Genomic DNA, 12697 nt, shown 5'->3' with positions numbered 1-12697 from the left:
AAACCACCATCAATGACCAAACTGGCAGCGATGAGATTCCGGGCAGCGAGGACACCACCACCTTGACCTTAAGCGGTGCAAGCACTGTGGTTGAAGGGGAAAGCGCGACTTACACCGTGAGTGTGGACAACGCGCCTGCAACAGACTTAACGGTCCAAGTGATCACTGGTCATATCACCACCGATAACGGTGACGTGATTGCACAAACCCAAGAGGTAGTGATCAAAGCGAACACGACCGAAACGAGCTTCACGGTTGACACCTTAGATGATGCCATTGCAGACAGCGGTGAGAAATTCAACGTGTCATTGGGCAACACTACAGGCGGCAGCTACGAGAACTTAGTGAAAGGCACCTCGGTAGTTGAAACCACCATCAATGACCAAACTGGCAGCGATGAAATTCCGGGCGCCGAAGATACAGTAACTGTATCCTTATCTGGTCCAACAACGGTGAGCGAAGGTAGTGAAGCTCAAGGCTACGTTGTAAGCTTGAGTGAGCCAGTACCAGCAGGTAAATCAGTTGTGATTAACTTAGCATACACCGGACAAGCGGCCGATGGCTCAGATTTCAACGGTGTGCAATCAGTCATTATTAGTGGGCCAGCAAGCTCGGCAACATTCAATATCCAAACATTACAAGACAATGTCTATGAAGCTTCTGAATCTTTTACCATTGCAATAGAAAGCATCGTTGATACTAATTCGGCATTTGAAAACATAGTTAACTCTGGTGATACCGTTATCACAACGATCACCGATGATGGCAGTAACGGTGGTGATAATGATTTACCAAGGTTTACCTTAACTGCTGGAGATGGCACAGCGTCTAATTCGGTAAATGAAGGTGATGCTGCAAGCTATCAAATCTCACTAGGTGATAAAGGCGTAGGTGCTGGCATCAGCGTCACCCTTGAACTCAAAATGACCGAAGGCACAGCGCTTAACCCTGAAGATTTTACTGGACTAACAGGCCTAACCTTCGATGCAGCTAAAGGGGTGTACTTAGTGACACTAACTGGGCCATTGACAGCAAACGCAGTAGTGGCCACGTTGAGTGCTGGCACGGTAGAAGACTCAGTTTATGAAAATAATGAGCAATTCAGTGTTACGCTTGAGTCAACCTCTTTGGGGAGCGCTTCTGGTATCGTGACGACAACCATTCTTAATGATGATGCCCCTATAGTTGGTGATCAAAATATTGTGGTTAACGAAGCTGGCCTGGCCAATGGTAACAACCCTGGGATCGGTATTTCAGTTGGAGGGGATGTTCTTCAAGGGTTAGATGATGGCATTGCGATCAAGTCTGTTGCAGGCGGCACGCTAGACCCTGTAACAGGGGTTATTACCGTTGTGACTGCTGAAGGTGTTCTCACTATTGAAACCACTGGCGCAAATGCAGGTCAGTACCAATATCAGTTAACAGATAACTTTAACCATGCTGGTGTGCAAGGCACTAACTTGGCCGACGATGCTAACCAATTCACCGTTACAGTTGAAGGTGCTAACGGCGTTACCAGTGAAATTGTTATCAATGTTGATATTATAGATGATGTGCCTTTTGCCAATATCGTATCGCCTGAGCCAATTGATTTTACTCAACAAACGACAAACTTGGTCTTTGTTCTAGATGTATCTGGCTCTATGGGTTGGGATATGGAAGGCGATAGTTCAGGTAACGCTGAATGGGGAGGCACCAGCCGTCTAGAAATTGCTAAGCAAAGCTTATCTAAACTTATCGATGCTTATAGCAACCTCGGTGATGTCAATATTAAGATAGTGTCTTTCCAATCAACAGTAGACAAAGAATCGGGTTGGTTAAACCTTGCTGAGGCAAAATCATTTCTCGCCCAATTAAATGCGAGTGGTGGAACAGATTATGATGATGCTCTTAAGGCACTTGTAGACGGCTTTAATCCGCCAACCAAGGCTGATGGAAGCGCTGCTGATTTAACTAAGGTTTACTTTCTATCTGATGGGGAGCCCGGCTCTAATACTGATAGGAGTGAAATCACTAGCTACCAGCCAACTTGGGAAGCTTTTGTTAATGAGCAAGGCATTGAAGCTGAGGCAGTTGGTATCGGATCTAATGTACCATCACAATATCTTGATATAGTTTCGCATCCATCTAAACCTGATGGTAGTGAGCCAACACAAATTGTGACCACGGCAAATGGCTTGATGACAGTACTATTAGATTCGGTTAAAGCTGTCGTCAATGGCGATGTCGATACTAAGGTTCTAGGTAACGTATCAACGGGTATTAATTATGGTGCGGATGGTGGTTACATCGAATCCATCGAGGTGGATGGCAACACGATTAACAGACCTAGTGGTACAGACCTTAAAGTTAAGGTTGGGACGCAAAATGGCGGCGAGTTAGTATTTGACTTTGCGACAGGTGAGTACTCATATGTAGTGACTATGGGCGATAAACCTGCCAATTCAGACGCTTTTGCTGACAACATCATCGTTAATATTGTCGATAATGATGGTGATAAAGTGAGTTCTGATTTTGACATCAGTGTTAAATTCCCAGTTATTGACACTACTCCTGTAGCCAATGTTGATGCTGATCAAGTCAATGAGGCAGTTAGTCAACCTGATAATGACCCCAGTGCAATTATTAACGGCAACGTGTTGGTTAATGATATGTTCGGTAAAGATGTTACAAACCCCGTTATCGGTGTTGTTGCGGGGACGCAAAACGGCAATGTTAGCGGTGGGACGAGTCAAACGATTGTCGGCAGCTTTGGTAGCCTAGTGTTAAATGCTGATGGTGCTTATGAATACATATTGAACAATAAGAATGCACAAGTACAAGCGTTGAATGAAGGTGAAACACTATTAGATAGCTTTACTTATACTATCACTGACGATAATGGTGATCTATCTTCTGCGGTACTTAACATCACTATCAATGGTGTAACTGACCCAATGCTTGATGCCATTGATGATACTGCTAGTACCTTTGTTGGTCAGCCAGTTTATGTTGATATATTAAATAATGACGTAAATCCTGCTGATTCAAATCCCAATGATACCGACACCGAAATAACCATTACAGGCATTAAAGTCATTACTGGTAGCGGCGAGGCTTATATTGTTAATGGTGAGCTAGTTTATGTGCCAGGCAAAGGGCAAGAAACCGCGCAAATAGAATACTCGGTAACCAATAGTCGCGGTGAAGTAGACACTGCGGTGGTTACTGTCAATGTTGCCCAGAGAGATTTTACAGGGTCAACCTTGACCGGAGAAAGCGGTAATGATCAGATAACAACGGTATCGGGGACTGATAGCGGATCAAAAGAATTCCAGTTACAACTAGGTGGATATAACGGATACAGAACAGAAGCTGATGGAACTCGAACTTTTATTAACATTGGTGCGCGTGATGAACGCTTAGTTGCGACTCAAGAAGAGCAGCTAATAGATTCATCAGGCGGCAATGATTACGTTAAGGGCTCAATTGGCTCTGACACCATCTATCTGGGCGATGGATTCCGAGAGCTTGATGCTGCTTCAACTAAGGCTTTCCTTGATCAAGAAGCGTTAAAAGACCAATCTGAGTTAGATGCATATCATACCAGCTCTGTGTCTAGTTCTATTGTGGATATAGCTGATGGCGGTGCTGGTGATGATATCATCTACGGTGGTAGCCAAGGAGTAGATGATCCAAACGTCACACAAGATGCACTTGAGCGTCCTATTTCCCATTTCGATTATATTTACGGTAATGACGGTAACGATATGATCGATGGTGGTTTGGGTTACGATGTGCTTCGTGGTGGCTCAGGTAATGACCTTATCAAAGGTGGCGCGGGTGATGATGATATTGCCGGTAACTCAGGTAATGACATCTTAATCGGCGGCGAAGGTAGTGATACTTTCCGCTTCTTTGCTGAAGACATCGTAAAAGAAACAGACAATACTAAGCAGGATTCTGGGGTTAAAGATACGATTATCGACTTTGATATTAATAGTGATAAGTTGAACTTAAGCGACTTACTACAAGGTGAATCACAAAACACTATCGATGATTACTTAACGGTATCTGAAAACGCTAATGGTGGTATTGATATTGTTGTTGATGCCGATGGTAAAGGTATAGCAACAGACACCATGACCATCACTCTTGAGGGGGTGAGTTACAACGATGCTGGTGCCGGTATTGATAATGGCAGTGAATTTATTCAAAAATTAATTCAAGATGGTAAATTAATCATCGACTAATTATTTGCTGTTCTCTTCACTGAAATAGCCATCATGCTTTTTTTAAAAAGGGCATGATGGTTTTGTCTACCAAGCAAAGGATGCAAAAACTACGTGCCAAACCAAGGTGATAAACCAATCAATGACCCACTTGTTGATCCATTATTAGAGTGTTTGGTTTTTTTAACTAAACATTATGGTGAGCCTCATTCTGGGGATGTGTTGACGGCTGGTCTTCCTATGATCGATGGCAAGTTGTCACTGCGCTTAGTGAGTCGTGCGGCTGAAAAAGGAGGCTTAAACTCACGGATCAGTGCGATGGCATTGAAAGATATTTCAGCCTTATTACTGCCCTGTATTTTAGTGCTTGATGAAAACCAAGCCTGTGTATTGTTGTCGGTCGATAAAGAAAGCAGTACTGCTAAAGTGATTTTTCCATTAGCAGGGGAAGGTGAAACAGAGATTGAATTGGCAGAGCTCAAAGCCCTTTATCAAAACCAAGTTATTTTTATTAAGCCACAACATCGTTTTGATAAGCGAACCCCTAAGCTAATTGAAACAGGCCATGGTCACTGGTTTTGGAGTACGATTCGTGGCTCTTTACCTATTTATCGTGATGTATTAATTGCTTCCTTGCTGATTAATATTTTTGCTGTGGTTAGCCCTTTGTTCGTGATGAACGTTTACGATCGCATTGTACCCAACCTAGCATTTGACTCTCTGTGGGTGTTATCTATTGGCGTTTCTATTGTGTTCGTATTTGACTTTATTATGCGACAAATGCGCAGTTATTTTATTGACGTTGCAGGGAAAAAGTCTGACATTTTATTGTCTTCTAAAATATTTTCCAAAGTGATGGGGATGCGCCTAGAGGCGCGGCCGGCTTCAACAGGAGCGTTTGCTCGTCATTTACAAGAATTTGAATCAGTTCGAGACTTTTTTACCAGTGCCACGGTGGCTGCTTTAGTTGATGTGCCTTTTGCGGTTCTAACGTTAACGGTTATTTGGTTAGTTGCAGGGCCGATGGTCTTCATTCCTGCCGCCTGCTTGTTCATTTTGCTCGCCTATAGTTTTGCTATTCAATTGCCGCTGCGACGCAGCATTGATGAAGGCTCTCGCTTGGCTGCGCAGAAGTATGCCAACTTAGTCGAAGGCCTTAATGGTATTGAAGGCATTAAGGTGACGGGGGCGGAGGGATTATATCAACACCGCTGGGAAGAAGCGGTTGCCCATATGTCGAACTGGAGCATTAAAACCCGTAAGTTAAGTAACTCTGTTTCCAGTCTATCCTCTTTTTTACAACAAATGCTCAGTGTGTGTTTGATTGTATACGGGGTGTACCTGATTAAAGATGGCGAGCTCAGTATGGGTGGGATGATCGCAGCGGTTATGTTGAGTGGCCGAGCTCTGGGACCTTTGAGTCAGTTATCGTTACTGATCACGCGTTATACCCAAACAAAATCTGGGCTAGCTATTTTAGAAAATATTATGGCAATGCCAGATGAAACCGAAGAAGGCAAACGTTATATCCATCGCGCTCGAATGAGTGGCGACATCGAGTTTCAAGGCGTTTGCTTTAACTATCCTGATCAAGAAAACAATGTGCTTTCTGATATCAATTTGAGCATTCGCGCTGGTGAAAAGGTCGCTATCATTGGCCGCATTGGTTCAGGAAAAACCACCTTGCAAAAACTATTAATGGGGTTGTATCGTCCTACTGCTGGCGGTATCCATATTGATGGTATCGAGCAACATCAAATCCACCCTGCCGATTTACGCCGTACTATCGGCTGCGTGTTGCAAGACTCCCCCTTGTATTTTGGTTCGATTAGAGAAAATATTTGTTTAGGTGTGCCGTTCACGTCTGACGATTTAATCTTAAAAGCAGCCCATCGTGCTGGCGTTACCGCATTTACAGATCGCGACCCCAATGGTTTAGACCGTCAAGTGGGTGAGTGTGGACGCTTTTTATCAGGTGGGCAGCGTCAATCTGTGGTTATCGCGCGATCATTACTGCTCAACCCCAATGTACTGGTAATGGATGAGCCTACCAGTGCGATGGATAATCGTTCTGAGCTGCACATTAAACAACAGTTAGTCAGTTTAGATAAGCATCAAACATTGATTTTGATTACCCACAAAACCAGTATGCTCGACATTGTTGACCGCCTGATTGTGATGGACAGTGGTAAAGTCGTTGCTGATGGCCCGAAAGAGGCAGTGCTTAATGCCCTTAAAGAAGGGCGAGTCACGATTGCAGGGCGTGCAATGCGGGAGGCGAGTAATGGATAATCTACAAAATCCCAAAAAATTGCCGAATAAGCATGATGTTGAATTTGTTGATGAAACCAGTTCAGCCAGTTTATTAAACACCGCATTCAGAGCGCGTTTGTTACTTTGGGTTATGTTCTTATTTTTTGTATCTGCGTTGGTTTGGGCCTACTTTGCTGAACTAGATGAGGTGACCGTAGGTACAGGAAAAATTATTCCTTCTTCGCAAGTTCAGGTTGTGCAAAACCTAGAAGGCGGTATCCTACGTGAAATTTACATTAAAGAAGGTGATGTTGTAGAGCAAGGCCAAGCCTTGATGCGCATTGACGATACCAAGTTTCGCAGTGATTATCGTGAACAAGAGCAAAATGTATTCACCTTAAGCAGTGATATTATCCGCTTAAAAGCAGAGCAGCAAAGTGTAAAGGTATTGAAAGACAACAATGTTCCTTGGCAAGAGCAAGTGAGCATTGATATGGTAGAACTTGAATATAGTGAAGAGTTTAGGCAGCAGCATTCGATGCAAATATCGGCCGAAACTGCGCGTTATAAACAAGGCATTGCAGGATTAAATAACCAATTACTGATTATGGCTCAACAGATCCAACAAAAAGAGCAAGAATTAGTCGAAATTAATTCAAAGGTAAAACACCTCCAGCGAGCCTATGGCCTAGTGCGTAAAGAAATAAACTTAACGCGGCCGTTGGCAAAAGAAGGGGTGGTGTCAGAGGTTGAAATTATTCAATTAGAGCGCGATCTCAACAATACAGCATCCGAACTAGAAAGCGCTAAGCTGAGTATTCCAAAAATAAAGTCTTCTATAAAAGAAACTATCAGTAAACGACGTGAAATGGCGTTAGAATATCGTCGTAAAGTCTTAGAGCAATTAGATGAAGCTGAAGGTAAAATGGCTTCTTTGAGTGAAGTTCAGGTTGGACTAAAAGATCGCGTTTCACGAACCAATGTTATTTCGCCTGTTAAAGGTAAGGTTAAAACAATTAATATCAACACGCTGGGTGGTGTCATTAAACCCGGTATGGATTTAGTGGAAATCGTTCCTTTAGAAGATAACTTGTTAGTGGAAGCAAAAATTTTACCTAAAGACATTGCCTTTTTAAGGCCTGGTTTGCACGCAGTAGTAAAGTTAACGGCCTATGATTTTGCTATTTATGGTGGCTTATCAGGAACGTTAGAGCATATTAGTGCAGATACGATCATGGACGAAGAGGGTAATAGTTTTTACTTAATTCGAGTAAGAACTGAACAAGGAAATATAGGGGTAGGCGACAGTCAATTACCGATTATTCCGGGAATGCTCGCGAGTGTGGACGTTATGACAGGTAAGAAAAGTGTGCTTGATTATTTACTCAAGCCGATTTTAAGAGCAAAGCAATCAGCCTTAAGAGAAAGATAATCATAATTAAATGGGATATTTATTAAGATGAAAAAAACGTTTTTCAGTACAGTATTGGCTGCGGGGTTCATCATTTCAGCGTCTGGGCATGCCGAAACTCTCGAAAGTAGCGTGGCAAAGACTTTAGTCTCGAACCCTGAAATTAACCGAGTGCTTAGTCGCGTTGGTGCTTTCCAAAAAGCCAATGATGGCGCTTTTGCTGGTTATTTGCCTACCATTGATATTAATGCTGGTATTGGTCGTGAGCGTACAGACCGAGATAATTTTGAAACCACCACTTATACACGTAAAGAGCTAGGACTTAGTCTCAGACAAATCTTGTTTAATGGTTTTGCTACGGGAGCAGAGTATGACCGTACTGCTTTTGAAGCCAATGCTGAGCAATATGCGTTATTAGCCGATGCAGAAGATATTTCTTTAAAGACCATTACGGCCTATTTGAATGTATTAAAAAGCAGTGAGACGTTATCGCTGGCTGAGCAAAACTTAGAGATACACCAAAAAATATATACAGACATTAAGAAACGTACCGACTCTGGCATTGGCTCTACTTCTGATTTATCGCAAATAGAATCACGTTTAGCGCGTTCGAATGCCAATATGATGAACGCAGAAAACAATCTGTCTGATGCGGAAACACAATATTTACGTTTAGTGAATGAGTACCCAGAAAACTTAGAGGTTCCACAGCCAGACTTTTCAAGTGTACCGAACTCATTTGCCGATATTGTGCAACGTGCGATGGACAATCACCCGCGTTTAAAATCTTCTCGACAAGATATTTACGCAGCCAATGCACAACATGAAGTGGCTAAATCTAAGTACTACCCAGAGGTAGCTCTTGAAGTTGAAAGCAACTTCTTAGAAGATGCCGATGGTACCTTGGGTCGCAATGATGAGTTAGTAGGTATGGTGCGTATGCGCTACAACCTGTTTAATGGCGGTAAAGACCAAGCTTATGTAGATGAAACAGCATTCCAGGTGAACGAAGCAAAACATATCAGTGAAGGAACATTACGCGATCTTCATCAAGGTGCTCGGTTATCTTGGGACGCCAAGCGTTTCTTAGAACAACAACAGCGCTTTTTAGAAAAGCACGTTGTTGCCAGTGAACAAACTCGTAACGCTTATGGTAAGCAGTTTAATTTAGGTAAACGTACTTTATTAGATGTGCTCAATACAGAAACAGAGTTGTTTGAAGCGAAGAAAGACTTGATTGCCACGCGCTATGAAGTGATGGAAGCTAACTATAGAATTCTTAATTCAATGGGCAGTCTGCTCGCTTCATTACGTATCGCTCCACCAGAAGATTGGCGTCAACAGTTACGCGATATTCAGTAATTTAGTCACAGCATGGATTGGCTTAAAGGCGTATTTACCTCTAAATTTGTAAGGGGAAATGCGCCTTTTTTGTTTGCTGTTTTCTTGATTTTTTCGACGGTTTGTTCTGTTTTCGCTGGAGCATCGGTTAACGAAGCCGCTTTATTTAAAAAAGTGTTTTCTGTTTACCAGAGTGAACGGGCCGTAAAGCGAGTTAAGGCTTGGCGAGCATTGGTGAATGAACAGCAAGGCAGTAGCGAGCAGCAAAAATTAGCTGAGGTAAACGCGTTTTTTAACCAGCTACACTTTGTTGACGATATTAAGCTATGGGGCAAAACGGATTACTGGGCTACGCCAGTTGAGTTTTTGGGCGTTGCAGGTGGGGATTGTGAAGACTTTAGCATCGCAAAATATTTTACCTTAACCGAACTCGGGATCGCGGAGGAAAAGCTGCGCTTGGTCTATGTTAAAGCGCTAAGTTTAAATCAGTTTCATATGGTAGTGGCCTATTACCCTGAGCCTGCTGCGATGCCACTTATTCTAGATAATTTGGATGCTGATATTAAACCGGCCAATCAAAGAAAAGATTTGGCCCCTGTTTATAGTTTCAATGGTAAAAATTTGTGGCTAATGAAGGAGAAGGGTCGAGGTCAGTTAGCGGGCAAGGCTTCGAGGTTGAAAAGTTGGAATGAACTGCGTGGTGGCTTGAAAAACAATCGTATGAATTTACCCTTACTTAGCTTTGATTAAAGGATCATCATGACTCTGTATAAACAATTAAGTCTTGCTGTGTTTTTTATTTTTACGTTAGTACTTTGCTTAGCGTTTTACTATGCGTTTTCGGCCATTAAAGGCGAGTACTTAGCGAATGAATCACGCCAGTTTGTACAACTTTCTGATCAGATAAGTAATGATTTGCAGCCAGTCTTATTTGAGCCTCAGCTAAAAGGTGCTAAATATATCTTAACTGAACAATTGCTGCAGCAAGGCATTGCTCGCGCTGCGCTTATAAATAGCCAAGGACAAGTAGTATTGAGCATTGATAACACAAATATTGTGGACAGTGCTCCAGCATGGTTTAAGGCGCTATTTCGTGTTCCCGTTTTATCGCAATCCTTACCCATTTCAGATTCTGCTATCGGTGAATTAGAGCTCTCTCTCGAGTCATCAACTGCACCACTTTATGGCTTATTGTGGCAACAAGCCAAACAATTAGTCACTTGGCTGTTACTTATTTATATTTTTGCTGTATTACTTGCGTGCACATTAATAAAGCGTTTACTAAAGCCATTAGAAGATCTTAGCCATGGGGCTGAAGATTTACAGCATCATCACTTAGTTGAACCGATCTCAGTTCCTCATGCACAAGAATTGGAAGGTGTTGCCAAAGCGTTGAACGAGATGAGCTCCACAATTAACTTGCAGTTTCAACAGCAAGCAGAGGTGGCTGAAAGCATCCGTGACAAAATTTATCGTGATGAGGTTTCAGGGTTAGGTAATCGTGCTTATTTTATGGGGCAAGCCAAAGCATGGATAGATGAATCGGGCAGTGGGGGGTTGGCCTTATTATCATTAGATGTATTAGATGATGTTTACTTAGAGCAGGGTGAAGAGGGCAGGAATCAACTTGTTAGTCTGTGTGCAGCGGCGTTAATTGAGGCACTAAGCACTGATGACAGTTTTGTTGTAGCGCGGTTGTCGGTTAATGAATTTGCCTGTCTGTTACCGGGACAGGAGAAAGACCAGTTGCTGGCTATAGCACAACGTATGCAGTGGGCTGTGTCAGAGTTGGTAGTGAGCCCGATGGATGCGGCGCCATCTATTTCTTATATTGGTTTAGTACAGCGAACCCAAAATGAGTCGGTGACAGAGCTACTCAGCCGAGCTGACAATGCCTTGCAAATTGCTCGCTCACAGCGAGATACGCCTATTCATCTTATTGAGTGCAGCGAACAGTACAATTTAGGCCGTGTGGGTTGGAAACATTTAGTGCAAGAGGCCATTCATCAAGACTTATTTTACTTTAAGGCACAGCCGGTATTGAGTAAGGTCGATCAGCATGTATTACATGCAGAACTGTTTACCTACATAGTAAAAGAAGAACATACCTATTTTGCGGGTCAGTTTATGCCCGCGATAGAGCACTTTAAATTAGGATGCTTGTTTGACCAGTATGTGCTTAAAAAACTTCCCCTGCAGCTTAATTTTTCCGCCTATCAATCGATAGCCGTAAACTTAACGCTGACTTCATGTGTAGATAGTGACTTTCATGAATGGCTTGGCCGCTTTTTAGCGCAAAACCAGGATCTAAAGCATAAAGTTTTTTTAGAGTTACCAGAAACTGTTTTTGTCGCTCATACCGAAGAAGTAGCCCCTTTGATACAAACTATAAAAGAGGCTGGTTTTTGTTTTGGTATCGATCAATATGGTCGTCACTTTCAGTCTCTGAATTATCTGGAGCAGTTACGGCCTAGTTACGTTAAGGTTGATCACAGCTATACCAACCAAGTAAATGAGATCAAAGGTGATAGTGAGTTTTTAGAAGCGGTTTGTCAGGCTGCTACTAAGTTAAATATTCTCACTATTGCCACGCGAGTTGAGAATCAGATCAAACTAGATCTATTGTCAGGTTTGCATATTGATGCCTACCAAGGCTTTATCTCACCCCCAATGAAACTAGAAAAAATTGATATAGAAAGCTAACCCCTTTTTATCAGAAATGGGTTAACAAACCGGTATATTAATTATTGGAGTATCAAACATGCGCGCAATTATTATTTCACTTTGTTTATTTAGTTCCTCGTTATTTGCTGAGCAATTACCCGATGGCCCACATGTCATCACTACTGGTTTTGCTGAAGTTAAAGCCAATCCAGACATGGCGGTGATCGAAGTGAGTGCAGAGGTGACCCATTCTGATGGGTTACAGGCAAAACAAGCATTAGACAAACGCGTTGAACAATTTATTCGTGCTGCAGCTAAAGAGCTAGGCTTGACTGAAAAACAAATTGTAGCCCAAACCCTCTACACTCACCCTGAATATGAGTACCCAGAGCAAGGCAAAGGCAAACCCGTTCTAGTTGGTTATAAGGCGTCGCGTAATTTATCGGTGTCACTGACGGATCTAGACAAATTAAGTCAATTACTTGACCTGATATTAAGCCAAGAGTTGCAGCAAGTTAATAACATACGATTTGTGATGCAAGATAATACCGCCCTTGCAACGCAAGCTCGTCAATTAGCGATTGAAAATGCTAAAGAAAAGGCGGCTATGTTAGCTAAGTCGTTTGACGCCACTTTAGGGCCTATCTATCAAATTAATTACCAACAGCGTAACAATGTGCCCGTTATTCGTGCTAAATCAGCCATGTTAATGGACAGTGCCCCAACGGGTGGTTATCTTCATGATGAATTAACAGTCAGCGATGAGATACAGGTTGTTTTTACCTTAAACGTAAAAAGCGCAAACTGTGACCTATAA

7 protein-coding genes are annotated in these 12697 nt (G+C 42.6%); all 7 read left to right on the top strand.

Features of this window, described 5'->3' with window-relative positions; all coding sequences use genetic code 11:
- The coding region (locus K6Y31_RS17265; RefSeq protein ID WP_233054177.1) for a beta strand repeat-containing protein at window positions 1-4232 on the top strand (4232 nt) is incomplete at its 5' end.
- Window positions 4233-4325: 93 nt separating this feature from the next.
- Window positions 4326-6503: a type I secretion system permease/ATPase gene (locus K6Y31_RS17260; protein WP_233054176.1), complete on the top strand. Its 2178-nt coding sequence runs from the start codon at window positions 4326-4328 to the stop codon at window positions 6501-6503.
- Entirely contained in the window at window positions 6496-7896 is a 1401-nt protein-coding gene (locus K6Y31_RS17255) for an HlyD family type I secretion periplasmic adaptor subunit (protein ID WP_233054175.1), read from the top strand. The genes K6Y31_RS17260 and K6Y31_RS17255 overlap by 8 nt, the downstream gene beginning before the upstream one ends.
- Before the next feature lie 27 nt (window positions 7897-7923).
- On the top strand, window positions 7924-9237 hold the full coding sequence (locus K6Y31_RS17250; protein ID WP_233054174.1) for a TolC family outer membrane protein: 1314 nt from the start codon (window positions 7924-7926) through the stop codon (window positions 9235-9237).
- Window positions 9238-9249: 12 nt separating this feature from the next.
- Window positions 9250-9966, top strand: coding sequence for a transglutaminase-like cysteine peptidase (locus K6Y31_RS17245; protein ID WP_233054173.1), 717 nt, complete (start codon window positions 9250-9252; stop codon window positions 9964-9966).
- A 9-nt stretch (window positions 9967-9975) separates the two neighbouring features.
- On the top strand, window positions 9976-11919 hold the full coding sequence (locus K6Y31_RS17240; protein ID WP_233054172.1) for an EAL domain-containing protein: 1944 nt from the start codon (window positions 9976-9978) through the stop codon (window positions 11917-11919).
- A gap of 58 nt (window positions 11920-11977) precedes the next feature.
- Complete coding sequence (locus K6Y31_RS17235; RefSeq protein WP_233054171.1) at window positions 11978-12697, top strand: SIMPL domain-containing protein; 720 nt, start codon at window positions 11978-11980, stop codon at window positions 12695-12697.

Origin of the sequence: Motilimonas cestriensis (assembly GCF_021295315.1) — a bacterium.
In the GTDB taxonomy this organism is placed as follows: Bacteria; Pseudomonadota; Gammaproteobacteria; order Enterobacterales; family CBDFNC01; genus Motilimonas; species Motilimonas cestriensis.
This window is presented reverse-complemented; position numbering and strand designations above follow the sequence as displayed.

Coding starts and splice junctions, on each gene's coding strand:
- K6Y31_RS17255 (WP_233054175.1), top strand. CDS start 6,496: ATGGATAATCTACAAAATCCCAAAAAATTGCCGAATAAGCATGATGTT.
- K6Y31_RS17250 (WP_233054174.1), top strand. CDS start 7,924: ATGAAAAAAACGTTTTTCAGTACAGTATTGGCTGCGGGGTTCATCATT.
- K6Y31_RS17245 (WP_233054173.1), top strand. CDS start 9,250: ATGGATTGGCTTAAAGGCGTATTTACCTCTAAATTTGTAAGGGGAAAT.
- K6Y31_RS17240 (WP_233054172.1), top strand. CDS start 9,976: ATGACTCTGTATAAACAATTAAGTCTTGCTGTGTTTTTTATTTTTACG.
- K6Y31_RS17235 (WP_233054171.1), top strand. CDS start 11,978: ATGCGCGCAATTATTATTTCACTTTGTTTATTTAGTTCCTCGTTATTT.